At 33.5% G+C, this 24,798-nt stretch carries 20 protein-coding genes; 15 read left to right on the top strand and 5 right to left on the bottom strand.

The features are described 5' to 3' along the window. Positions 1 to 96: 96 nt before the first annotated feature. Positions 97 to 921, bottom strand: coding sequence for a universal stress protein (locus FNW38_RS03215; protein WP_143385954.1), 825 nt, complete (start codon positions 919 to 921; stop codon positions 97 to 99). Between the two features lie 175 nt (positions 922 to 1,096). Between FNW38_RS03215 and rimP the strand changes: the two genes are divergently transcribed. The 5 genes from rimP (at position 1,097) to FNW38_RS03190 (ending at position 6,883) form a co-directional block, all read left to right on the top strand. Beyond that, complete coding sequence (rimP, locus tag FNW38_RS03210) at positions 1,097 to 1,561, top strand: ribosome assembly cofactor RimP (RefSeq protein ID WP_185963067.1); 465 nt, start codon at positions 1,097 to 1,099, stop codon at positions 1,559 to 1,561. Positions 1,562 to 1,574: 13 nt separating this feature from the next. After that, complete coding sequence (nusA, locus tag FNW38_RS03205; protein WP_143385956.1) at positions 1,575 to 2,828, top strand: transcription termination factor NusA; 1,254 nt, start codon at positions 1,575 to 1,577, stop codon at positions 2,826 to 2,828. A gap of 100 nt (positions 2,829 to 2,928) precedes the next feature. Beyond that, on the top strand, positions 2,929 to 5,826 hold the full coding sequence (infB, locus tag FNW38_RS03200; protein WP_143385957.1) for a translation initiation factor IF-2: 2,898 nt from the start codon (positions 2,929 to 2,931) through the stop codon (positions 5,824 to 5,826). A gap of 182 nt (positions 5,827 to 6,008) precedes the next feature. Beyond that, the gene (locus tag FNW38_RS03195; RefSeq protein WP_143385958.1) at positions 6,009 to 6,290 is read left to right on the top strand and encodes a hypothetical protein; all 282 of its coding nucleotides are present in this window, start codon (positions 6,009 to 6,011) and stop codon (positions 6,288 to 6,290) included. Positions 6,291 to 6,412: 122 nt separating this feature from the next. Then, positions 6,413 to 6,883, top strand: a complete 471-nt coding sequence (locus FNW38_RS03190) for a hypothetical protein (protein WP_143385959.1) — start codon at positions 6,413 to 6,415, stop codon at positions 6,881 to 6,883. A 158-nt stretch (positions 6,884 to 7,041) separates the two neighbouring features. Here the strand turns inward: FNW38_RS03190 and FNW38_RS03185 are convergent, their stop codons facing one another. Continuing rightward, a complete protein-coding gene (locus FNW38_RS03185; protein WP_143385960.1) occupies positions 7,042 to 7,431 on the bottom strand; it encodes an SPOR domain-containing protein in 390 nt (129 codons plus the stop codon). Between the two features lie 219 nt (positions 7,432 to 7,650). Here FNW38_RS03185 and FNW38_RS03180 point away from each other — a divergent pair, with 219 nt between their 5' ends. The 10 genes from FNW38_RS03180 to queG all read left to right on the top strand — a co-directional run bounded on the left by FNW38_RS03180 (position 7,651) and on the right by queG (position 21,211). After that, on the top strand, positions 7,651 to 8,979 hold the full coding sequence (locus FNW38_RS03180; protein ID WP_143385961.1) for a cytochrome c3 family protein: 1,329 nt from the start codon (positions 7,651 to 7,653) through the stop codon (positions 8,977 to 8,979). 29 nt (positions 8,980 to 9,008) lie between these two features. Next, complete coding sequence (locus FNW38_RS03175) at positions 9,009 to 12,065, top strand: TAT-variant-translocated molybdopterin oxidoreductase (protein WP_143385962.1); 3,057 nt, start codon at positions 9,009 to 9,011, stop codon at positions 12,063 to 12,065. Between the two features lie 38 nt (positions 12,066 to 12,103). Then, on the top strand, positions 12,104 to 13,507 hold the full coding sequence (nrfD, locus tag FNW38_RS03170; RefSeq protein WP_073204459.1) for an NrfD/PsrC family molybdoenzyme membrane anchor subunit: 1,404 nt from the start codon (positions 12,104 to 12,106) through the stop codon (positions 13,505 to 13,507). Next, the gene (locus tag FNW38_RS03165) at positions 13,500 to 14,024 is read left to right on the top strand and encodes a DUF3341 domain-containing protein (RefSeq protein WP_143385963.1); all 525 of its coding nucleotides are present in this window, start codon (positions 13,500 to 13,502) and stop codon (positions 14,022 to 14,024) included. Before nrfD ends, FNW38_RS03165 begins: the two co-directional genes overlap by 8 nt. A gap of 8 nt (positions 14,025 to 14,032) precedes the next feature. Then, a complete protein-coding gene (locus FNW38_RS03160; protein WP_143385964.1) occupies positions 14,033 to 14,578 on the top strand; it encodes a c-type cytochrome in 546 nt (181 codons plus the stop codon). A gap of 27 nt (positions 14,579 to 14,605) precedes the next feature. Further along, a complete protein-coding gene (locus tag FNW38_RS03155) occupies positions 14,606 to 15,958 on the top strand; it encodes a quinol:cytochrome C oxidoreductase (protein WP_143385965.1) in 1,353 nt (450 codons plus the stop codon). 19 nt (positions 15,959 to 15,977) lie between these two features. Then, positions 15,978 to 17,132: a cytochrome c oxidase subunit II gene (locus tag FNW38_RS03150; RefSeq protein ID WP_143385966.1), complete on the top strand. Its 1,155-nt coding sequence runs from the start codon at positions 15,978 to 15,980 to the stop codon at positions 17,130 to 17,132. Positions 17,133 to 17,160: 28 nt separating this feature from the next. Next, entirely contained in the window at positions 17,161 to 18,957 is a 1,797-nt protein-coding gene (locus tag FNW38_RS03145; protein WP_143385967.1) for a cytochrome c oxidase subunit I, read from the top strand. A gap of 152 nt (positions 18,958 to 19,109) precedes the next feature. Continuing rightward, positions 19,110 to 20,132: a Holliday junction branch migration DNA helicase RuvB gene (ruvB, locus tag FNW38_RS03140; RefSeq protein ID WP_039108750.1), complete on the top strand. Its 1,023-nt coding sequence runs from the start codon at positions 19,110 to 19,112 to the stop codon at positions 20,130 to 20,132. A gap of 155 nt (positions 20,133 to 20,287) precedes the next feature. After that, on the top strand, positions 20,288 to 21,211 hold the full coding sequence (queG, locus tag FNW38_RS03135) for a tRNA epoxyqueuosine(34) reductase QueG (protein WP_143385968.1): 924 nt from the start codon (positions 20,288 to 20,290) through the stop codon (positions 21,209 to 21,211). Positions 21,212 to 21,251: 40 nt separating this feature from the next. On the opposite strand, the gene FNW38_RS03130 is transcribed toward queG, so the two are convergent. From FNW38_RS03130 to FNW38_RS03120, 3 genes are all read right to left on the bottom strand, one after another. Continuing rightward, positions 21,252 to 22,277 carry a LacI family DNA-binding transcriptional regulator gene (locus FNW38_RS03130; protein ID WP_143385969.1) on the bottom strand — a complete coding sequence of 342 codons (1,026 nt, stop codon included), beginning with the start codon at positions 22,275 to 22,277 and terminating at the stop codon, positions 21,252 to 21,254. Between the two features lie 240 nt (positions 22,278 to 22,517). After that, a complete protein-coding gene (locus FNW38_RS03125) occupies positions 22,518 to 23,537 on the bottom strand; it encodes a LacI family DNA-binding transcriptional regulator (protein WP_143385970.1) in 1,020 nt (339 codons plus the stop codon). A 239-nt stretch (positions 23,538 to 23,776) separates the two neighbouring features. Beyond that, positions 23,777 to 24,796 (bottom strand): LacI family DNA-binding transcriptional regulator, encoded by a 1,020-nt coding sequence (locus FNW38_RS03120; RefSeq protein ID WP_143385971.1) that lies wholly within the window; start codon positions 24,794 to 24,796, stop codon positions 23,777 to 23,779. Positions 24,797 to 24,798 lie beyond the last annotated feature (2 nt).

Here is a 24,798-nt window from a genome sequence, read left to right as displayed (position 1 = left end):
GAGGCTTTTTTTATTTGAAAATTTTTGAAAGATTTTTTTTGAATTCTAAGAAGTGTTTTGGGAATTTAATTTGAGGTTGATTTTTGTAACTGAAAATTAAATTTTAAAAGTAATTACTGGTTTTACAGTATGATTTACTAAGTCCTCACTAATGCTTCCATTAAAAAAATGCGCTAATCCAGTTCTGCCATGTGTGCAAAGGCCTATTAAATCCGCATTAATTGTATTTGAAAAATTGAGTATTCCGTTTTCAATATTGACATCATTAAAAATATGGAAGGAGTAATTTTGAATGTCAAAATCAGCAATAAAATCATTCATGACCTTTTCGGCAACAAGGGTTGTTTTGAAGCTATTGGGAGTGCAAATCATTACTAAAAACAGATTCGCATCAAAGATTTTGGTAAATTCAATCATTTTTTTGAATGGTTTTTTTATTTCTTTCGAAAAGTCAGATGCAAAAACGAAATTTCTAGCTTCAAATTTGCCGATATCTTTTTTAATAACTAAAACGGGTATGTCTGAAAGGCGTACTACTTTTTCGGTATTGGAGCCAATTAGCATTTCTTCAATTCCAGAAGATCCGTGGGAGCCCATAATAATTAAATCAATTTTGTTTTTTTTGCAGAATGATAATATGCCATCCGAAGCTCTTTCAAATTGTACCGTTTCACTGACTGAAATCCCATTTAAATAGGGGCGTTCTTTGATTTTTTGAAAGGTTTCGTTTGCTTTTTTTATAAATAGCATTACTTCTGGAATACCGCTTCCGCCAGAAATAGCGTCGCTCATTTGGCTTGGGAGTTCCAACATGTGCAGTAAGAATATTTCGCAATTATTTTTTTTGGCAATTTGTGCGGCTACTTTCAAGGCATCTTCAGCATGTTCTGAAAAATCGGTTGGGACTAAAATTCGTTTCATAATTAAAAAGTTTAAATTATGTAAAAAACAGTTATTTTAATGCTAGATTAAAGATAAGAAATATTTTAACAGCAATCGATTATTTTAATTAATAAAAAAAAACACTATATTTGCACCGTTATTTATTAAAATCTAGATAATGAGGGGACTAAATGTCCCCTCTTTTTATAAAAATATGACATTTAAAGAAAAAGTAAATACGTTATTGACAGAATGCCTTTTAGAAAAGTCATCAATTTTTTTGATAGACCTTACTATCACTGATGCTTTCAAGGTTATTGTGAATTTAGATGGTGATAATGGAGTTGCACTTCAGGATTGCATCGATGTGAGTCGTTTTATAGATAATAACTTGGATCGCGAGGAACAAGATTATTCTTTAGAAGTAGCTTCGGTAGGAGTTGGGTCGCCATTGAAATTAGTAAGACAATACAAGAAAAATATAGGACGAACATTGATTGTGAAGACTGGGGCAGAAATAATTGAAGCGGAATTAGTGGAAGCTAATGATGATTTTGTAATTTTGTCATGGAAAGCAAGAGAGCCTAAAAAGATAGGAAAAGGAAAGGAAACAGTTCAAAAAGAACTTAAACTGCCTTACGGAGACATTAAAGAAGCAATTGTTACAGTAACATTTTAATTAAAGAATTCGCATGGAAAATTTAGCATTGATCGATTCATTCTCAGAGTTTAAAGATGATAAACTTATTGATCGTGTAACGCTTATGGCAATTTTGGAAGATGTATTTAGAAATGCATTGAAGAAAAAATACGGTTCAGATGATAATTTCGATATTATTATAAATCCTGACAAAGGAGATATGGAAATTTGGAGAAGAAGGGTAATCGTTGCTGACGAGGATTTGGATTTTGAAAATGAAGAAATTACATTGACAGAAGCGAGAAAAATTGAAGCTGATTTTGAAATTGGTGAAGAAGTTTCTGAAGAAGTAAAATTAATTGATTTAGGAAGAAGAGCTATTTTGGCCTTGCGCCAAAACCTAATTTCAAAAATTCATGAGCATGATAATACAAATCTTTATAAACAATTTAAAGATTTAATTGGAGATATTTACACTGCTGAAGTACATCATGTGCGTCCTAGAGTTGTAATTTTGGTTGATGATGAAGGGAATGAAATAATTTTACCAAAAGAAAAACAAATACCTTCTGATTTTTTCCGCAAGGGAGATAATGTAAGAGGGATAATTGAAAGCGTTGAATTGAAAGGAAACAAACCTCAAATTATTATGTCTAGAACTTCTGAGAAGTTTTTAGAGAAATTATTTGAACAAGAAATCCCTGAAGTATTTGACGGATTAATTATGGTGAAAAAAGTCGTAAGGATTCCAGGTGAAAAAGCAAAAGTAGCCGTAGATTCTTATGATGATAGAATTGATCCGGTAGGAGCGTGTGTTGGTATGAAAGGTTCTCGTATTCATGGAATTGTTCGTGAATTAGGAAATGAAAATATTGACGTTATCAATTATACCAGTAATATTCAATTGTACATAACCAGAGCATTAAGCCCTGCAAAAGTTTCTTCAATTAAAATTAATGAAGATACTAAAAGAGCAGAGGTTTTCTTGAAACTTGAAGAAGTTTCTAAAGCTATTGGTCGTGGTGGACACAATATTAAATTAGCGGGTTTATTAACTGGTTATGAATTAGATGTTATCCGTGAAGGTGATGTTGCGGGAGCAACTGCTGATGAGGATGATGTTGAATTGACTGAGTTTTCAGATGAAATTGAAGACTGGGTTATTGAAGAATTTGCAAAAATTGGTTTAGATACTGCAAAAAGTATTTTAAAACAAGATGTAGAAGATTTAGTAAGAAGAACAGACCTGGAAGAGGAAACAATTCTAGATGTAATGAGAATATTGAAAGAAGAATTTGATAGTTAGTCATTTCTTCTGGCAAAATAAATATTCCACTTTCATATTCCTTTCCTTTGGAGAGGGTTAGAGTGAGGAACAACAAAAAAGGTAATAATAAAAAGGTTTTATGTCTGAAGAGAGAATTATTAGAATAAACAAAGTTTTAAGGGAATTGAATATTTCTTTGGAAAGAGCTGTGGATTATCTAAAAGATAAGGGAATTGCCATTGAAGCAAATCCAAACACAAAAATTTCTGATGATGTATACAATGTCTTGTGCGGTCAGTTTGCAGGTGACAAAGGGAATAAAGAAGCTTCGAAAGAAGTAGGGGAAGAGAAGAAAAAAGAAAAAGAAGCTTTGCGTTTAGAACGAGAGAAAGAAATTGAAGACAAACGTAAAATAGAGGAAGAGCGTCTAAAACAACAAGAAGTTATAAAAGCGAGAGCAGTTATAGCAGGTCCTGTTCAAGTTGGTAAGATTGATCTTAATCCAAAAAAAGCTATCGTTGTCCCGCCTGTAAAAGCTGTTGAAAAAATAGAGATTCCAGCGGCCAAAGTACCTGAGGTAAAATCTGTTCAAAAAGAAGTTTCAGCTGAAAAACCGTCACCAGAAAAACCTTTACAAGAAAAAGTTGTTTCAGACAAAAAAGAGGTAAAACCTGTTGTTGGGATAAAAGAGGTGAAAACAGAGGCTGTCAAAGAAGTCGCTGCTGAACCAAAAGTGGTTGTAAAAACCGAAGCAGTTAAAACGGATGAAGCGCCTGTTGATGAAACCATCACAACACAATATCAAAAACTATCTGGAACTACTTTAACGGGTCAAATAATTGATTTATCTCAATTCAACAAACCGAAAAAGAAAAAGGAAGAACCTAAAATCACTCCGAATAAACCGGGTGCTCCAGGTTCGGCTGCAGCCAATGCAAATAAAAATAAACGTAAAAGGATTGCCCCTAAACCGGGTGCTCCTAGACCGCCTGCAACACCGGGAGTTCCTGGTGCGCCAAATCCTAACAAGATTACACCAAATGTAGGTGGCGGTGGATTCAACGCAAATAGAAGTGCAAGACCTGGTTTTGTAAAAGGAAACAGACCTGCAATTGTTGCAAAAGTGGAGCCTACAGAAGAGGAAGTTAAAAATCAAATTAGAGAGACTTTAGAAAAACTACAAGGAAAAGGTGGGAAATCTAAAGCAGCTAAATACAGAAGAGATAAAAGAGACACGCACCGTCAGAAATCTGATGATGAGCAAAGAGCTATTGACGAAGGAAGTAAAACCATTAAGGTTACTGAATTCGTAACAGTAGGTGAAATTGCTATCATGATGGATGTGCCAATTACTAAAGTTATCGGTACTTGTATGTCACTTGGAATCATGGTTACCATGAACCAACGTCTTGATGCTGAAACATTGACTATTGTTGCCGATGAATTTGGTTATGAAGTAGAGTTTATTACTGTAGATATCGAAGAAGCAATTCAAGTTGTTGAAGATAGAGAAGAAGACTTAGTTTTTAGAGCACCTATTGTTACGGTAATGGGTCACGTCGATCACGGTAAAACATCGTTATTGGATTATATTCGTAAAGAAAACGTAATCGCAGGTGAATCTGGAGGAATAACACAACACATTGGTGCCTACGGAGTAACTTTAGATAACGGTCAAAAAATTGCATTCTTAGATACGCCGGGTCACGAGGCATTTACAGCTATGCGTGCGCGTGGTGCTCAAGTTACGGATATTGCTATTATTGTGATTGCTGCTGATGATGACATCATGCCGCAAACTAAAGAAGCAATTAGCCATGCTCAAGCAGCTGGAGTTCCTATTATATTTGCTATCAATAAAATTGATAAGCCAAACGCTAATCCTGAAAAAGTAAAAGAAAGATTAGCGGGTATGAATTTACTTGTTGAAGATTGGGGTGGAAAAATTCAATCACATGATATTTCTGCAAAAGTAGGTACAGGGGTTAAAGAATTACTAGAAAAAGTATTGTTAGAAGCAGAACTTTTAGATTTGAAATCAAATCCAAATAAAGCGGCTTCTGGAACTGTTGTTGAAGCATTCCTAGATAAAGGAAAAGGATATGTTTCTACGATATTAGTTCAAAACGGAACTTTGAAAATTGGAGATTATATGTTGGCTGGTAAGCATCATGGTAAAATTAAAGCCATGCATGATGAAAGAGGGAATATAGTAACTGTTGCGGGTCCTTCGACTCCGGTTTCAGTTCTAGGTCTTGATGGAGCAGCAACGGCGGGTGATAAATTCAATATTTTTGAAGATGAAAAAGAAGCGAAACAAATTGCCTCGAAACGTTCTCAATTAATGCGTGAACAATCCGTACGTACACAACGTCATATTACATTGGATGAAATTGGACGTAGAATCGCATTGGGTCAATTTAAAGAATTGAATATTATCCTTAAAGGAGATGTTGATGGTTCTGTTGAAGCATTGTCCGATTCGTTCTCTAAATTATCTACTGAAGAAATTCAAATCAATATTATACATAAAGGTGTTGGTGCTATTACAGAAACTGACGTAATGTTGGCTTCTGCATCAGATGCAATTATCATCGGATTTAATGTTCGTCCTGCTGGAAATGCAAGACAATTAGCGGACAAAGAAGAAATCGATATCCGTTACTACTCTATCATTTATGCAGCTATCGATGACTTGAAAGATGCAATGGAAGGAATGTTGGCTCCGGAAATGAAAGAAGAAATTCTGGGTACTGCTGAGATTAGAGAGATATTCAAAATTTCTAAAGTTGGTTCAATTGCTGGAAGTATGGTTATGGATGGTAAAATTGTTAAAAACGCCAAAATGAGAATTATCAGAGAAGGTGTAGTTGTATTTACAGGAGAATTGTTAGCGTTGAAACGTTTCAAAGACGATGTGAAAGAAGTAGCTAAAGGATACGATTGTGGTATTCAAGTAAAAGGATATAATGACATCGAGGAAAGAGATGTTATTGAATCGTACCATGAAGTAGCGGTTAAAAAGAAATTGAAATAGAATTTCAATATTTTATAATTAAAATCCCGATTTTGTCGGGATTTTTTTATTTTTATAGCATACTAAAAATTAATTTCCATGAATAAACTAGTTACATTATTTTTTATTGCAGTTAGCGCTGTTGTGTTTTCTCAAAATAAAACGAATATCATAAAATATCTCTGAAAGATAAAAATGATAAAGTGTCAGGTTTTAATTTCTATGTAGAAAATGTTTACGATGGAAGACAGTTTAAGGAAAATATCGGAACTGTTCAAAAAAGTGGATTCAATAGAAAAGTCTTAGCGAATTTTGAAAAACCTTTGGTAGAAGAATTTTTTGATTACCTCTCCGTAATTTGTCCAAAACAGGAAAACAAACCTACAATTTCTATTCGAATTAATGACCTATATGTTTCGGAACTTACTCGTGCAATGTCTGAAACAGCATATGCGACTTTAGTAATTGATATTAATAGAATCTAAAGGGGGTGTTGATTATATTGTTGGAACATACACCGCTTCCACAGAAAGTGACGGTATGGATGTTACCAATAAACACGATGAGAGATTTAAAAAAAGTTTTGCAGGAATGTTTAACTAATTACATGAAAACAAGTAATAATGATAAAATTGCCATGATTTTTGATACTAATCAAAATGCTAAAAGTAAAACGATCACCGTGTTTCCTTCAAAAGGCATTTATTTGACCTATGCAGATGTTTTAAATGGTAAGCCACTTGATGATAGTAATTTTGAAATTAAGAATATAAAGGAAAGATTTCATTTGCTTAATATAACCATTGATTCAGAAGAATTGAATTATTACGGATTCAGTGACGGTGAGGTTTTTTATATAAATGTCTTAAAGTATTCTAGTGCAAAATATTATGCTAAAATCGAAATAATTGAAGGTAAATATTATATAGAAAATGTAGTTTACAATCCTAATGATACCATTGCTATGGGGGCGATGTTTGGGTTAATTGGTGTTGCAATTGCTTCCGTAGCAAGTGACTCATCAGTGCCAATGCTTATTGATTGTTATTCGGGGCGGCCTTCTTTATTTATCAAATAATGAAATGAAAGTTATGTTGATGCCCTATCCAGTACTTTTAAAAGATTTTAAAAGCAGTAAGAAAAGCAGTGAAGATATAAAAGCTATTCTTAAAAGATATTACCAAGAAACGATAGTTCAATAAACAAAAAAGACACCTGATTGGGTGTCTTTTTTTGTTATTTGTTAGGTTTTATCAAATGCACGTTATTGTATTTTTTTCTAATCTCAATTAGATTTCTTTCTGCTTCAATACGCGTTTTAAAATTTCCAATCCAAACTTTATAATTAGGGGTGTTGAATAGAATTGTCCCGTCTATGTCGCTAAACTCTTGTTTGAATTCGGTCAATATGTTTTTTGCCTTTTCGCTTTCTCCGCTAAAAATTTGAATTTTATACCGGTCGTTTGCGGCGTTTGAAACGTTTATTTTTCTTTTTTCATTTAGCAATTGTTCGAATTTTGGGTCTTGACTTACCGTGATATTTCGATCTTGTGCATTTATATAGCTTGTCGTAAGGCATAAAGTAACAGCGTAAAAAAAGGCTTTTCGGGATGTTAAAATTCTCATAATGTGATAGTTTTTATACAAAAGTAATATTTATGGAATGAAATGAAATAATAAATATTATTTAGAATTAGTATAAATTGAATTTAAGACTATTTTAAGGTTTTGAGAATAGTTCTTAAGTCGTATTTTTGTCGCAGTTTTTAAAATAAAGGTTCGGTTTTTTCTAAAGTGTTTGTAGAAAAAACTGTGCCAATTTTTAGTAGATAATCATTATACTATATGAAAAAGGTGGGTAACCATAATTCGATCTCGAGGAAATTATTTTTCAGCTTAGCTTTGATGCTAACGTTTTCCTTAACTTCATTTGCGCAAGTTGCGGCTCCGGCGGCAACTGAAGCTACTGCGGCTCCAGCTGCGACAACAGGTGGAGATCCTGTAAAAGGTAAAGGGCTATTTAATGCAAATTGTGCGGCATGTCATAAATTAGACGCCAGATCTACAGGGCCTGCTCTTAGAGGTGTGTCTGGTAAATATGAAATGTCTTGGATTTACAAATGGGTGAACAATAGTTCTGATTTGATAAAGTCTGGAGATGCTGATGCTGTGAAAGTTTTTGAAGAAAACAATAAGGCGGTAATGACTGCTTTTCCACAATTGTCAAATGCAGATATAGACAATATTATTGCATATACTTCCGAACCAAAAGCGGAAGCTCCGGCAGCAACAGGTGCTGTTGCAGCTCCAGGTGCTGCTGCTCAGGAAAGCGGTATTTCAAATAATGTTATTCTGGGTGCTCTAGCTCTTGTTATGGCAATGCTTGTTATAATGTTGTTTTTGGTAAACAATGTTTTGCGAAAAGTCGCTAAGGCAAATGGGATAGAAGTTGCTCCGAAAAAACCTTCAATATCTATTTGGAAAGCATTTGCAAAAAATCAATTTTTAGTATTGGTTACTTCAATTTTCTTGTTGTTGGCGAGTGCTTATTTTGTATATGGTTATTTGATGCAGGTTGGAGTAGATCAGGATTATTCGCCAATTCAGCCAATTCATTTTTCGCATAAAATACATGCGGGGGACAATGAAATCAATTGTAAATATTGTCACTCTGCTGCGCGTGTCAGTAAAAATGCAGGAATTCCTTCTTTGAATGTGTGTATGAACTGTCATAAAAATATTGCTGAAGTTGCTGAAACTACAGCTACACCTGAGTATAGTAAAGCATTTTATGATGAGCAAATTCAAAAGCTATATACTGCTGTTGGGTGGGATAAAACAACTCAATCTTATACTGGAAAAACGCAGCCTGTAAAATGGATTCGTATTCATAACTTACCTGATTTTGTATATTTTAATCACTCACAACACGTTACGGTTGCAGGGATTGAATGTCAGACTTGTCATGGTCCTGTTCAGGAATATGAAATTCAAAAACAATTTGCTCCATTGACAATGGGTTGGTGTATAGATTGTCACAGAAAAACAGATGTTAAAATGGAAGGCAATGAGTATTATGCTAAAATCCATGAACAACTTTCTAAAAAATATGGTGTAGAAAAATTGACTGCTGCACAAATGGGAGGTTTAGAATGTGGTAAATGTCACTATTAATCAAATTATTAAGATTTTAATATTTATATATGTCATCAAACAAAAAATACTGGAAAAGTGTTGAAGAACTAGACGGAAATAGTTCTATTGTTGAGGCGCTTAAAAACAACGAATTTGTTGAAGAAATTCCTACTGATGAATTTTTAGGGAATAATGATGCATTGTCATCTTCTTCTACAACACGTCGTGATTTTTTAAAGTACGTTGGATTTAGTACTGCGGCAGCTACGCTTGCGGCTTGCGAAGGACCTGTGCACAAGTCAATACCTTACGTGTTACAACCAGAGCAAATTATTCCTGGAGTAGCAGATTATTACGCAACTTCTGTTTTTGACGGTTTTGATTTTGCAAACCTTTTAGTTAAAACACGTGAAGGGCGTCCTATTAAAATAGATAATAATACTATTACTGGGGCAAAATTTACTGCCAATGCAAGAATTCATGCGTCTATCTTATCATTATATGATAACATGCGTTTGAAGGAGCCGAAAATGGATGGTAAAGATGTAACTTGGTCTGTTGCTGATTCAAAAATTAAGTCAAGTATTGATGATGCCAAAGCAAAAGGCGGTCAAATTGTCTTATTAACAAATACATTAGCAAGTCCTTCAACTGAAAAGTTGATTACTGATTTTATTGCTAAAAATCCAAACTCAAAACATGTAGTTTATGATGCTGTTTCTTCGTCAGAAGCACTTGATGCATTTGAAGCTGTTTACGGTGAAAGAGCTTTGGTAGATTATGATTTTTCAAAAGCTTCTCTTATAGTTTCTATTGGTGCAGATTTTCTAGGAGATTGGCAAGGTGGAGGATATGATTCTGGTTATGCTCAAGGCAGAATTCCGAAAAACGGAAAAATGTCTCGTCATTTTCAATTAGAAGCTAACATGACTTTGTCTGGTGCTGCTGCTGATAAGCGAGTGCCTATGTCAACCGCTAATCAAAAACAAGCATTAGTACACATATATAATATTGTGACCGGTTCGTCTGCTGCGGTAAATTTAGATGGTAAATTTAAAGCAGAGGTAACAAAAGCAGCTCAACAATTAAAAGCTGCCGGTTCAAAAGGAGTATTGGTTTCTGGTATTCAGGATAAAAATGCTCAATTATTAGTTTTAGCTATCAACCAAGTGTTGGCAAGTGAAGCTTTTAGTACTTCTGGAGCAAGACAAATAAGAAAAGGGTCTAACGAAAAAGTGGCTCAATTAATTATGGATATGAAAGCGGGAAGTGTTCATACTTTAATTATGAGTGGAGTTAATCCAGTTTATACTTTAGCTGATAGTACTTCTTTTGTTGAAGGACTTAAAAAAGTAAAAACATCGGTGTCATTTTCTTTAAAAGAAGATGAAACAGCTTTAGTAAGTACGATAGCAGCTGCAGTTCCTCATTATTTAGAATCATGGAATGATGTAAGTATCACAAAAGGAACTTACGGAATAACGCAACCTACAATTCGTCCTCTTTTCAAGACTAAACAATTTCAAGATGTTTTATTGTCTTTAAGTGGTATTTCAGGGACATTCTATGATTATATTAAAGCTAATGCTTCAACAATAATCTCGGGTTCTTCTTGGAATAAAGTATTGCATGATGGAGTTTTTGTTGGTGTTATACCAACAATATCTGCGGGTTCTGCGGATTATAGTGCCGCTGCAAGTGCTTTAGCGAAATCAAAAGCGACTGAAGGATTAGAACTTGTTTTGTATACTAAAACAGGTATGGGAGATGGACAGCAAGCTAATAACCCTTGGTTGCAAGAGTTTCCAGATCCAATTACAAGGGTTTCTTGGGATAATTATGTTACCGTTTCGAATGCTGATGCTAAGAAATACGAATTGTCTAATGAAATTGTTGCTAATGGTGGTTTAAACGGAAGTTATGCTACTATAACTACTGCAGATGGAGCTAAATTAGAAAATGTTCCAGTAATTGTTCAGCCAGGACAAGCTGTTGGGACTGTTGGTCTAGCTTTAGGGTATGGTCGTAAAGCGGCTTTGAAAGAAGAAATGATGGTAGGTTTAAATGCCTATTCTTTATATAAAGGGTTCAATAATGTACAGTCTGTTACATTGGTGAAAGCTGGAGGAGAACATGAGTTTGCTTGTGTTCAAGGTCAGAAAACATTGATGGGAAGAGGAGATATTATTAAAGAAACTTCTTTGGAGATATTCAATACAAAAGATGCTAAAGAGTGGAACGAACAACCAATGGTATCTTTAGATCACAAAGAAGTAGAAGCAACTAAAGTTGATTTATGGGATTCTTTTGATCGTTCTATTGGGCATCATTTTAATCTTTCTATCGATTTGAATGCTTGTACCGGTTGTGGTGCTTGTGTAATTGCTTGTCATGCAGAAAACAACGTTCCAGTTGTTGGAAAATCAGAAGTTAGAAGAAGTCGTGACATGCACTGGTTGCGTATCGATAGATATTATTCTTCTGAAAGTACATTTGAAGGCGATAACGAAAGAAAAGAAAATATAGCTGGTTTATCAAGTTCATTATCTACATTTAATGAAATGGAAAAAGCGGGTGATAATCCACAAGTTTCTTTTCAACCTGTAATGTGTCAGCATTGTAATCATGCGCCTTGTGAAACGGTTTGTCCGGTTGCTGCAACTTCACACGGTCGTCAAGGTCAAAATCACATGGCTTATAACAGATGTGTTGGTACACGTTACTGTGCAAACAACTGTCCTTACAAAGTGCGTCGTTTTAACTGGTTTTTGTACAACAAAAACAGTGAATTCGACTACCACATGAATGACGATTTAGGGCGTATGGTATTAAATCCAGATGTTAATGTTCGTTCTCGTGGAGTTATGGAAAAATGTTCTATGTGTATTCAAATGACACAGGCAACAATTTTAAAAGCAAAAAGAGAAGGAAGAGCAATCGTAGATGGTGAATTCCAAACTGCATGTTCAAATGCTTGTTCTACAGGAGCAATGATATTTGGGGATGTAAATGATGAAGAAGCAGAAGTAACTAAATTAGCTGCTGATGATAGAATGTATCATTTGTTGGAGCATGTTGGAACAAAACCAAATGTGATTTATCACGTTAAAGTTAGAAATACCTAGTACAAAAAATAATTAATTAAGAATCAATATAAAGGATTATGTCGTCTCACTACGAAGCAACCATTAGAAAACCTTTAGTTATAGGTGATAAATCTTATCACGATGTAACTGTAGATGTAGCTGCACCTGTTGAGGGTAAAGCAAACAAACATTGGTGGATTGTATTTTCAATCGCATTAATAGCCTTCCTTTGGGGATTAGGCTGTATAATTTACACCGTATCTACAGGTATTGGAACATGGGGATTAAATAAAACAGTTGGTTGGGCTTGGGATATCACGAACTTTGTTTGGTGGGTTGGTATTGGTCACGCAGGGACCCTAATTTCTGCCGTATTATTACTTTTCCGTCAACGCTGGAGAATGGCTATTAACCGTTCTGCAGAAGCAATGACAATTTTCTCGGTTATTCAAGCAGGTTTATTTCCAATTATTCATATGGGGCGTCCATGGTTAGCATATTGGGTTTTACCAATTCCGAATCAATTTGGTTCTCTTTGGGTAAACTTTAACTCGCCGTTACTTTGGGATGTATTTGCAATTTCAACTTACCTTTCTGTTTCATTAGTTTTCTGGTGGACTGGTTTGTTACCTGATTTTGCCATGTTACGTGATAGAGCAATTACTCCTTTTAATAAAAGAGTTTATTCAATATTAAGTTTTGGGTGGAGCGGTAGAGCAAAAGACTGGCAACGTTTTGAAGAGGTTTCTTTGGTTCTTGCAGGTTTAGCGACTCCTCTTGTACTTTCTGTACACACGATTGTATCTATGGACTTTGCTACTTCAGTTATCCCTGGATGGCATACTACAATCTTTCCTCCATATTTTGTTGCTGGAGCCGTTTTCTCAGGATTCGCAATGGTAAATACCTTGCTTATCATTATGAGAAAAGTTTCTAATCTTGAAGCTTATATTACTATACAACACATAGAATTAATGAATATTGTAATTATGATTACAGGTTCTATCGTGGGGGTTGCTTATATTACAGAGCTTTTCATTGCTTGGTATTCTGGTGTAGAATACGAACAATATGCTTTCTTAAACAGAGCTACCGGACCTTATTGGTGGGCATATTGGTCAATGATGACTTGTAATGTATTTTCACCACAATTTATGTGGTTCAAAAAATTGAGAACAAGTATTATGTTTTCTTTTATAATTTCAATTGTTGTAAATATTGGAATGTGGTTTGAAAGATTTGTAATTATTGTAACTTCTTTACATAGAGATTACTTACCATCTTCTTGGACAATGTTTTCACCTACATTCGTTGATATCGGTATTTTTATTGGAACAATAGGTTTCTTCTTTGTTTTGTTTTTATTATATTCTAGAACATTCCCGGTAATTGCTCAAGCGGAAGTAAAAACAATATTAAAAGGGACTGGAGATAATTATAAAAGAGAAAGAGAAGCAAATAAAGATTTACATCATGAGTAATAAAGTAATATACGCCATATACAATGACGATGATATATTGATGGATGCCGTTAAAAAAACACGTGCAGCACATCATCATATTGAAGAAGTTTTTACTCCTTTTCCTGTTCACGGACTGGATAAAGCGATGGGACTTGCTCCTACAAGATTAGCCATTTGTGCTTTTATCTATGGATTGTTAGGGTTATCATTTGGAACTTGGATGATGAACTATATAATGATTCAAGATTGGCCTCAAGATATTGGTGGAAAACCGAGTTTTAGTTATATTGAAAATATGCCGGCATTCGTGCCAATTATGTTTGAAGAGACTGTTTTCTTTGCTGCGCATTTAATGGTTATTACTTTTTATATGAGAAGTAAGTTATGGCCATTTAAACAAGCTGAGAATCCAGATGTGAGAACAACAGATAATCATTTTTTGATGGAAGTTGCTATTAATGATAATGAAGAAGAGTTAGTTTCATTTTTCAAAAACACAGGAGCAGTAGAAGTTAAAGTAATAGAAAAGCAGTAATCATAGCTATGAAAAGGATATATAAAATAACACTTTTATTTGGTTTAACGATATTAGTTTCGTCTTGTCATAATAATGCAGCGCCAAACTATCAGTATTTTCCAAACATGTATGAGTCAGTTGGGTATGAAACTTATTCTGAATCGGATGCATTTAACAATGGTAAAGAAGGTCAACTTCCTGTATCAGGAACTATAAACAGAGGATTTGATGTTTATGAATATGAAAATTCTACTGCTGGTTACGAATTAGCAAAAGCTAATCTTAAGTCACCATTAGATTCATTGAGTAACAACTCTGAAGAAGGGAAAGCACTTTTTGAAATTTATTGTATAAGTTGTCACGGTGCAACTGGAAACGGTAAAGGTAAATTAGTTGAAAGAGAAAAATTCCTTGGAGTACCAAGCTATGCTGACAGGCCAATTACAGAAGGAAGTGTCTTTCACGTAATAACATATGGTTTAAATGCAATGGGATCACACGCTAATCAATTGAGTGCCCATGAACGATGGTTAGTTACTGACTATGTTCTAAAACTAAAAAGCGAATTATAATTGTTGAACAAACTGATCGTAATAGATATGTATACATTTTCAAGTAAATTAAAAACTTTTTCTTTCATCTTAATGGCTGTTGGTCTTTTAGGAATTGGATATGGTTTTTTAACTGCACCAAAAGATATTCAGGAAGTTGAAAATCTGCTTGCTGCTGATAGTCATGGAGGTCATGGTGAAGTTCAGCATGAAGTTTCAAATTCTTCTCACAAGGAAAATGAAGTGGCAGCGGAACACAAAGAAACTACTGATGCTAAAGAAGCTACTGAACACAAAGAGCATTTAACACATGTTTTACACCAACTGCAAAATAAGCCATGGGCCGCATTATATGTTGCTTGTATTTTCTTCTTGCTTATTTCAATGGGTGTGTTAGCTTTTTATGCTATACAACAAGTAGCCCAAGCTGGATGGTCTCCGGTTTTGTTTAGAGTAATGCAAGGTATAACTGCGTATTTACCGGTAGGTTCAGTTTTATTTTTTATTTTCTTGGTGTTATGTGGTTTGCATTTTAATCATTTGTTTATTTGGTTAGATCCTGAAGTTGTAGCACATGATAAAATAATTCAAACTAAATCTGGGTATTTAAATTTTCCTTTCTGGATTGTTAGAGCCGCTATATTTTTATTTGGTTGGAATCTATACCGTTATTATTCCAGAAAAAATTGTTTGGCACAAGATGAAGCTACAGATAATAATTTGTACAAAAAGAATTTTAAAATATCTGCAGGATTTTTAGTTTTCTTCATCGTGTCAGAATCTATTATGTCTTGGGATTGGATTATGTCGATTGATCCTCATTGGTTCAGTACATTATTTGGATGGTATGTTTTTGCCAGTTTTTTTGTCAGCGGTATCACTATGATTACTATGGTGACATTGTATTTAAAATCAAGAGGGTATTTAGAACATGTTAATACAAGTCATATTCATGATTTGGCTAAATTTATGTTTGGAATAAGTGTTTTTTGGACTTACTTGTGGTTTTCACAATTCATGTTAATATGGTATGCAAATATTCCAGAAGAGGTAACTTATTTTATAACAAGAATACAATTGTATAACCTTCCTTTCTTTGGTGCTGTTGTGATGAACTTCTTGTTTCCAATTTTGATTTTGATAAATACAGATTTCAAAAGAATTACATGGGTATTAGTTATGGCTGGTATTGTAATATTACTAGGGCATTATATAGATTTCTTTAATATGATAATGCCAGGGACAGTAGGAGATAGATGGTTTATCGGAATTTCAGAAATCGCATCCGTTCTTTTCTTTCTAGGATTATTTATTTATGTTGTTTTTACAGCATTGACTAAAGCTCCTTTGTTGCCAAAAAGAAATCCATTTATAGAAGAAAGTAAACATTTTCATTATTAATATTTAAAGAAAAAAACAGATGACAAGTTTGTTGGTAATTATAGTTTTAGTTTTATTAGCTGTTGCTTTGTGGCAATTGACGAAAATATTCGACCTTACGCAAGTAGGTTCAAATTCGGACAGTTCTCAAGTAGCTACTGATAATGATAATAATGTACAAGGTTATTTAATGTTTGGTTTCTTGGCATTCATTTATATTTTTACAATCTATGGATTGTTTAAATGGAGTCCACTTGTTCTTCATACGCCTGCTTCTGAGCATGGAGCGCTTGTAGATAATCTTATGAACATTACTTGGGTTTTAATTTTTATTGTTCAAGCAATTACTCAAGTTCTTTTACATTATTTTGCGTTTAAATACAGAGGTAAAAAAGATCAAAAAGCATTATATTTTGCAGACAACAACAAACTAGAAGCAATCTGGAGTGTTATTCCGGCCGTTGTTCTTGCGGGTTTAATTCTTTATGGTTTGTATGCTTGGACAAACATAATGTTTGTTGATGAAGAAGAAGACACTGTAGTTATAGAATTGTATGCACAACAATTTAACTGGAAAGCCAGATACTCAGGTAATGATAATGTATTAGGTAAAGCGAATGTTAGGTTTATTGAAGGTGCCAATTCAGTTGGTGTTGATTTATCTGATCCATATTCACAAGACGACATTGTTGTAACGGAGTTGCATATCCCTAAAGGGAAAAAAGTTCATTTTAAAATGCGTTCTCAGGATGTTCTACATTCTGCTTATATGCCCCATTTTAGAGCGCAGATGAATTGTGTTCCTGGAATGGTTACTGAATTTGCTTTTACGCCAATTTACACAACAGCTGAATATAGAGAATTGCCTTTCATGGTAGAAAAAGTAGCTAAAATAAATACGCTAAGAGCAAAAAAAAGCACTGAATTGGTAGCCAAAGGAGAAACAGCACTTGATCCTTATACTTTTGACTATTTGTTGTTATGTAATAAAATTTGTGGTGCATCTCATTACAATATGCAAATGAAAATTATTGTAGATACTCCGGAGGATTATAAAAAATGGTTAAGTGATAAAGCAACTTTAGTGCAAGAAGTAAAAACTGCCAATGCACCGGCTCCCGTTGAAGGAGGAACAGGTAAAGATTCTACAAGTACCAAAGACACCGCAGCTGTTGCTAAAATAGCTATGAAATAATTATTAAGAAAAATTTAAAGTAACATATATGTCAGCAGAAGGTCACGATCACGGACACGATCACGAACACGAACACCACCATAAAGACACTTTCATTACTAAATATATCTTTAGTATTGATCACAAAATGATTGCCAAACAATACCTTTTAACGGGTATTATTATGGGGGTTATTGGTGTTGGGATGTCTATGCTTTTTAGAATGCAATTGGCATGGCCAGAAGAATCATTCAAAATATTTAATATATTACTAGGTGATAAATTTGCTCCAAATGGAGTTATGGCAAATGATATTTATTTGGCATTAGTTACAATTCATGGAACGATAATGGTTTTCTTCGTTCTTACCGCCGGATTGAGTGGAACTTTTAGTAATTTATTGATTCCTCTTCAGATTGGTGCACGAGATATGGCATCTGGTTTTATGAATATGATTTCTTATTGGTTATTCTTTTTATCAAGTGTAATCATGGTTTGTTCATTATTCGTAGAAGCTGGACCAGCATCAGCTGGTTGGACTATTTATCCGCCTTTGAGTGCCCTTCCACAAGCAATTCCTGGTTCAGGGATGGGTATGACATTATGGTTAGTTTCTATGGCTATATTTATTGCATCTTCATTAATGGGATCTTTAAACTATGTAGTTACAGTAATCAATCTTAGAACTAAAGGAATGTCTATGACAAGATTGCCTCTTACTATTTGGGCTTTCTTCGTGACTGCAATTATTGGTATTGTTTCTTTTCCAGTTTTATTGTCAGCTGCTTTATTATTGATTTTTGACAGAAGTTTTGGAACATCATTCTTCTTATCCGATATTTATATCGCTGGTGAAGTATTGCATTATCAGGGTGGTTCTCCAGTTTTGTTTGAACACTTATTTTGGTTCTTAGGACATCCTGAAGTTTATATTGTATTGTTACCTGCTTTAGGTATTACATCTGAAGTTATTGCTACTAATTCCCGTAAACCAATTTTTGGTTACAGAGCGATGATTATGTCAATTTTGGCAATCGCATTCTTATCAACAATTGTTTGGGGTCATCACATGTTCATCTCGGGTATGAATCCATTTTTAGGATCTGTATTTACATTTACAACTTTGTTAATTGCTATCCCTTCTGCAGTAAAAGCGTTTAATTATATTACAACACTTTGGAAAGGAAATTTACAATTGAACCCAGCGATGTTGTTTTCAATTGGTTTAGTTTCTACTTTTATAACAGGTGGTTTGACAGGTATTATCCTTGGAGATAGTACATTGGATATCAATGTTCACGATACGTATTTTGTTGTAGCTCACTTCCACTTAGTAATGGGTATTTCTGCTCTTTATGGTATGTTTGCTGGTATTTATCACTGGTTTCCAAAAATGTACGGTAGAATGCTTAATAAAAATCTGGGGTATGTTCACTTTTGGGTAACTGCAGTTTGTGCTTATGGTGTGTTTTTTCCAATGCACTTTATTGGATTAGCCGGTTTGCCAAGACGTTATTACACGAACACAAACTTTCCATTATTTGATGATTTGCAAAATGTAAATGTTCTGATAACTACATTTGCTTTGATTGGTGGAGCTTTTCAATTGGTATTTTTATACAACTTTTTCAGTAGTATTTTCTACGGTAAAAGAACGGTTCAAAATCCTTGGAAATCTAATACACTTGAATGGACCGCACCTGTAGAGCACATTCACGGTAACTGGCCAGGAGAAATTCCTGAAGTACACCGTTGGCCTTATGATTACAGTAATCCAGCACATGATGTTGATTTTGTACCTCAAAATGTTCCAATGAAAGAAGGTGAAGAAGTTTTACATCACTAATCTTAAAATATAATATAAAGCCTTTGCGAAAGTAGAGGCTTTTTTTGTTTTCCAGAGATATGAAAATTATTAATTTATTTTTTCATTAATAATTTTGATAAAGTCTTCAAAGGGAATTCTTCCAAACTAAATACTTTCTTTATCTTTGTTAAATGAATGAAAATTTAGATCCAACAACAAACGGTTATAATGCTGATGAGCTTGATCTTGAGAAAAGATTAAGGCCGCTTTCATTCGATGATTTTGCCGGTCAAGACCAAATATTAGAAAATTTAAAGGTTTTTGTTCAGGCTGCAAATCAAAGAAATGAAGCACTTGATCACACCCTTTTTCATGGCCCTCCAGGTTTAGGAAAAACAACTTTAGCGAACATTCTTGCCAATGAGTTGCAAGTAGGCATAAAAATTACTTCAGGACCTGTTTTAGACAAACCGGGAGACTTAGCTGGCTTGTTGACCAATCTCGAAGAAAGAGATGTGTTATTCATTGACGAAATACATCGTTTAAGTCCCATAGTTGAAGAATATTTGTATTCTGCGATGGAAGACTTCAAGATTGATATAATGATTGAATCGGGGCCAAATGCAAGAACTGTTCAAATTAATCTAAATCCATTTACTTTAATTGGTGCGACAACTCGTTCTGGTCTGTTGACAGCGCCCATGAGAGCCCGTTTTGGAATATCATCGCGTCTGCAATATTATACAACAGAGTTGTTAACTACAATCGTGGAACGAAGTGCAGCTATTTTTAAAATGCCTATCACAATGGAAGCTGCAATCGAAATTGCGGGTAGAAGTAGAGGAACACCACGTATTGCCAATGCATTATTGCGCCGTGTTCGTGATTTTGCGCAAATAAAAGGAAATGGTAAAATTGACATTGAAATTGCCCGTTATGCGTTAAAAGCACTTAATGTAGATGCCCATGGATTAGATGAAATGGACAATAAAATACTAACTACAATTATTGAAAAATTTAAAGGCGGACCAGTAGGCCTATCAACTTTGGCGACAGCCGTATCCGAAAGTAGCGAAACTATCGAAGAAGTATATGAGCCGTTCCTCATACAAGAAGGGTTTATCATGAGAACGCCTAGGGGGAGAGAAGTCACTGACAAAGCCTATAAACATCTAGGAAAATTAAATACAAATATTCAAGGCGGATTGTTTTAATTTTAGGAGCTATTTCCTGCTATTCGCTATATCTATCTCGTTAAAAAACGAGATAGGATGCCGCTTCAAACGAAGTTCACTGAACTCCTATAAAAATAGAAGCTAAGTGAAGTAATCAGGGCTAGTTTGAATAAACCATTAATTTTAACTTTTGTATCATAATTCAAAAATCTAAATACACCCAGTTCATCAAATCCGAAGCTAAACGCCTCGGTTTTTTGTCTTGTGGTATTTCTAAAGCCCAGTTTTTAGAGGAGGAAGCGCCACGGTTAGAAAATTGGCTTAATAAAAATAGAAATGGTGAAATGTCATACATGGAAAATCATTTTGATAAGCGATTAAACCCAACTTTACTGGTCGATGATGCTAAAAGTGTTGTTTCTCTTCTATTAAATTATTATCCGGAACAATTTCAAAATACGGATTCTTATAAAATTTCAAAATATGCTTATGGGCAGGATTACCATTTTGTAATTAAGGAAAAACTTAAAGAATTTTTATTTTCTATTCAATCAACTATCGGTGAAGTTTCTGGCCGTGCTTTTGTTGATTCGGCTCCAGTACTCGATAAAGCTTGGGCTGCAAAAAGTGGTTTGGGATGGATTGGTAAAAACAGTAATTTGTTGACTCAAAAAGTAGGTTCTTTTTACTTTATTGCCGAGCTAATTATCGACTTAGATTTAGAATATGATAATCCTACAACAGATCATTGCGGAACTTGTACTGCTTGTATTGACGCTTGCCCAACAGAAGCAATTGTAGGGCCGCATATTGTTGACGGCAGTAAATGCATTTCCTATTTTACTATAGAACTTAAAGAGAATATTCCTCAAGAAATGAAAGGTAGCTTTGATGATTGGGCTTTTGGGTGTGATGTATGTCAGGATGTTTGCCCATGGAATAAGTTTTCAAAAGTTCATAATGAGCCATTATTTAATCCAAATCCGGAATTGCTTTCCATGTCCAAAAAAGATTGGAGAGAAATTACTGAAGAAACATTTAGAGTTGTGTTTAAAAATTCGCCTCTTAAAAGAGCAAAATTTCAGGGAATTAAACGAAATATTGATTTTTTAGAATAATTTTTATGTTTTATAATCCGCTGATTTTAAGTTAAGCTAATTAAATTTTTATAGAAGATTCTCTAATAATAATGCTTGTGTCTAATTCAATAGTTCTTGGTGTAAATGGAATGCCTTCTTTATGACAATTCATTTCTTCCAATAATAAGTTGAAAGACTCGATTCCCATTTCATGGCTTGGCTGATCCACTGTACTTAATTTAGGGGTTAGTACTTGTGACATAAACCAATTGCTGAAACCGATTACTGCAACTTGCTGAGGAACTTTAATTTTGTTATCATTAAAATAAGATAATACACCAACTGCAACCAAATCAGTAATTGCAAATATACCATCAACATCAGGATGGTCTTTTATGATTTGTTTTGCAAAATCGATTCCTTCTTGAAAAGTTACGGTTTCGCATGTGTAAACTAATTTAGTGTCAAAAGGGATATTGTTTTTTTCTAAAGCTTTTTTATATCCAATATAACGGTCAATAGCATTTTGAGGATTTAAAGGGCCGCGAATATGAACAATTTTTTTGCAGCCGTTATCAATCAAATGTTGAACAGCATTAAATGCTGCTTTTTGGTCATCGATGATTACTTTTGAACAGGTAATTAATTTGTTGATTTTATCAAACATGACAAAAGGAATGTTCCTGTTGATGATTTCTTTTAAATGATCGTCATTATTTGACTCATTTGAAAGTGAAATAATAATTCCATCAACTCTTTTTTTGATCAAAAGTTCTACCTGTTTTTTCTCTAAAGCTAATGATTCATTTGATTGTAAAATAATAACGAGATAGCCATTTTTTTCGGCTTCATCAATTAAGGCATTTACCACATTAGAGAAAAAGTGATGCACTACTTCAGGAATAATTAAACCAATAGTTTTTGATTCTTTTGTTCTTAAATTTACGGCAAAACTGTTGGGAGTATAGTGTAGATTTTGGGCAAGATCAATTACAGCTTGTTTAGTTTTTGCACTAACATCTGGATAGTTTTTCAATGCTTTTGAAACAGTTGTTATTGAAATACCTAATTTCGTTGCAATTTCCTTAAGAGTGATATCTTTCATGAATTGGATTTCTACGTATTTAATTTATAAAAATATTTTTTCAGAAACGGTTTCTCTTTAAGACTTGATGAATCTTTATTTTAATTTATGTTTATGAAAAACGGCTATACTTTCATATATTCTTTTACAAGATATTAATTTTTATCTTATTTCTATTTTTTTTACCAAAATAAACAAATTAATATTTATAAGTTAAATTAAATAAATTAGGGTTTACTGTTTTATTAAATAGTTGAAATTTTAAGTTGACTCTCTTTCAATTATGCTTGTTTCTAATTCAATTGACTGAAAAACTACAGGTAAATTGTTCTTTTTTAGATTAATTTCATCGAATAAAATTGATGCTGATTTTCTTCCAATTTCAAATCCGGGTTGGTCAATGGTTGAAAGTTTTGGACTTATTACACTTGACATAAACCAATTGCTAAAACCCAAAACCGCAATTTGTGTTGGAATAGCAATACCTACTTCATTACAGTATTTAATAATTCCAACCGCAACTAAATCAGTGACTGCAAAAATAGCGTCTATTTCTGGATGTTCATTAACTACTTTTTTTGCATTTGCGTAACCATCTTCAAAATCAGGGTTGTTTTCACATACAAAAACTAGAGACGAATCATAGGCAATGTTATTGTCTTCCAATGCTTTTTTGTAACCTAAAAATCGATCAATAGAATTTTGGGGTAGATAGGAACCTCTAAAATGGGCAATTTTTTTATATCCTTTTTTTATAAGATAACTAACGGCATCATAAGCTGCTTTTCTATCGTTAATAGTTACTTTAGAACAGTTAACAAGTTTTGCAATTTTATCGAAAAGTACGAGTGGAGTATTATGGGAAAGGATAGTCTTTAAATGTTCAAATTCATCAGTTTCGTTAGACAAAGACATTAAAATTCCATCAACTCTTTTATTTAATAAAAGGTCAATTTGTTTTTTTTCAAACTCGAATTTTTCATTTGATTGTAAAATAATAACCAGGTAATCCCTCTTCTCAGCTTCTTCAAGAATTCCTTGAATAACATTTGAAAAAAAGTCATGAACAAGTGTAGGGATTATCAAACCTATTGTTTTAGATTCTTTTGTTCTTAAGTTTACTGCAAAACTGTTAGGTGTATAATGTAGATTTTGAGCGAGATCAATTACTGCTTGTTTAGTTTTTGCACTAACATCAGGATAGTTTTTCAATGCTTTTGAAACAGTTGTTATTGAAATTCCTAATTTTGTTGCAATTTCCTTAAGAGTGGTATCTTTCATGAATTGGATTTCTACGTATTTAATTTTATGAAAATATTTTTCAGGAACAGTTTTTTTAAAATTTGATAAGTCTTAGACTTAATTTATATTTATTAAAAACGGCTATACTTTAGTATATTCTTTTACAAGATGTTAATTTTTATCGTATTTCTGTTTTTTTTATCAAAATAAATTAATTAATGCAGATCAGTTAAATTGTTAAATACTGTAGTTTACTGCCTTGTTAAATTCTTAGATTTTTAAGTGGACTGCCTTTCAATTATAGTTGTTCCTAATTCAATTGACTGAAAAACTACAGGTAAATTGTTCTTTTTTAGATTAATTTCATCGAATAAAATTGATGCTGATTTTCTTCCAATTTCAAATCCAGGTTGGTCAATGGTTGAAAGTTTAGGACTTATTACACTTGACATAAACCAATTGCTGAAGCCAAAAACAGCAATTTGTTTTGGAATAGGAATACCGACGTCATTCAAATATTTAATAATTCCTATCGCAACTAAATCAGTAACTGCAAAAATCGCATCGATTTCCGGATGTTCATTAACAACCTTTATGGCATTTTCATAACCATCTTCAAAATCCATATTGTTTTCACATACAAAAACCAAGGATGGATCATAGATAATGTTATTATCCTCCAATGCTTTTTTGTAACCTAAAAATCGGTCAATAGAATTTTGAGGTAAATAGGAACCTCTAAAATGAGCAATTTTTTTATATCCCTTTTTTATAAGATAACAAACGGCATCGTAAGCTGCTTTCCTATCATTAATAGTTACTTTAGAACAGTTAACAAGCTTTGCAATTTTATCAAAAAGTACTAGTGGAGTATTGTGAGAAATGATAGTTTTTAAATGTTCAAAATCGCCGGTTTCATTAGATAAGGACATTAAAATCCCATCAACTCTTTTATTTAATAATAGATCAATTTGTTTCTTTTCAAGCTCAACTTTTTCGTTAGACTGTAAAATAATAACCATGTAATCTCTTTTCTCCGCTTCTTCAAGAATTCCGTCAATTACACTTGAAAAAAAATCATGAACAAGGGTAGGGATTATCAAACCTATAGTCTTAGACTCTTTAGTTCTTAAATTTACAGCAAAACTGTTTGGAGTATAATTTAGTTGGTTTGCTAAATCTATAACTGCCTTTTTTGTTTTTTCACTAACATCTGAGTACCCTTTCAAAGATTTTGAAACGGTTGTTATAGAAATTCCCAGTTGAGAGGCAATTTGTTTGAGAGTGGGATTATTCATAT

Origin of the sequence: Flavobacterium gawalongense, assembly GCF_007097265.1 — a bacterium.
Taxonomy (GTDB): Bacteria; Bacteroidota; Bacteroidia; order Flavobacteriales; family Flavobacteriaceae; genus Flavobacterium; species Flavobacterium gawalongense.
Note: the sequence above shows the minus strand (reverse complement) of the source record. Positions and strands in the feature narration are given on the sequence as shown.

Excerpts from the sequence above, each read along its gene's own strand:
- FNW38_RS03160 (WP_143385964.1), top strand. The coding sequence starts at position 14,033 with ATGAAAAGGATATATAAAATAACACTTTTATTTGGTTTAACGATATTA.
- FNW38_RS03145 (WP_143385967.1), top strand. The coding sequence starts at position 17,161 with ATGTCAGCAGAAGGTCACGATCACGGACACGATCACGAACACGAACAC.
- FNW38_RS03150 (WP_143385966.1), top strand. The coding sequence starts at position 15,978 with ATGACAAGTTTGTTGGTAATTATAGTTTTAGTTTTATTAGCTGTTGCT.
- ruvB (WP_039108750.1), top strand. The coding sequence starts at position 19,110 with ATGAATGAAAATTTAGATCCAACAACAAACGGTTATAATGCTGATGAG.
- FNW38_RS03130 (WP_143385969.1), bottom strand. The coding sequence starts at position 22,277 with ATGAAAGATATCACTCTTAAGGAAATTGCAACGAAATTAGGTATTTCA.
- infB (WP_143385957.1), top strand. The coding sequence starts at position 2,929 with ATGTCTGAAGAGAGAATTATTAGAATAAACAAAGTTTTAAGGGAATTG.
- FNW38_RS03125 (WP_143385970.1), bottom strand. The coding sequence starts at position 23,537 with ATGAAAGATACCACTCTTAAGGAAATTGCAACAAAATTAGGAATTTCA.
- FNW38_RS03155 (WP_143385965.1), top strand. The coding sequence starts at position 14,606 with ATGTATACATTTTCAAGTAAATTAAAAACTTTTTCTTTCATCTTAATG.
- FNW38_RS03190 (WP_143385959.1), top strand. The coding sequence starts at position 6,413 with ATGAAAACAAGTAATAATGATAAAATTGCCATGATTTTTGATACTAAT.
- FNW38_RS03165 (WP_143385963.1), top strand. The coding sequence starts at position 13,500 with ATGAGTAATAAAGTAATATACGCCATATACAATGACGATGATATATTG.
- FNW38_RS03120 (WP_143385971.1), bottom strand. The coding sequence starts at position 24,796 with ATGAATAATCCCACTCTCAAACAAATTGCCTCTCAACTGGGAATTTCT.
- nusA (WP_143385956.1), top strand. The coding sequence starts at position 1,575 with ATGGAAAATTTAGCATTGATCGATTCATTCTCAGAGTTTAAAGATGAT.
- FNW38_RS03180 (WP_143385961.1), top strand. The coding sequence starts at position 7,651 with ATGAAAAAGGTGGGTAACCATAATTCGATCTCGAGGAAATTATTTTTC.
- FNW38_RS03175 (WP_143385962.1), top strand. The coding sequence starts at position 9,009 with ATGTCATCAAACAAAAAATACTGGAAAAGTGTTGAAGAACTAGACGGA.
- nrfD (WP_073204459.1), top strand. The coding sequence starts at position 12,104 with ATGTCGTCTCACTACGAAGCAACCATTAGAAAACCTTTAGTTATAGGT.
- FNW38_RS03215 (WP_143385954.1), bottom strand. The coding sequence starts at position 921 with ATGAAACGAATTTTAGTCCCAACCGATTTTTCAGAACATGCTGAAGAT.
- rimP (WP_185963067.1), top strand. The coding sequence starts at position 1,097 with ATGACATTTAAAGAAAAAGTAAATACGTTATTGACAGAATGCCTTTTA.
- FNW38_RS03185 (WP_143385960.1), bottom strand. The coding sequence starts at position 7,431 with ATGAGAATTTTAACATCCCGAAAAGCCTTTTTTTACGCTGTTACTTTA.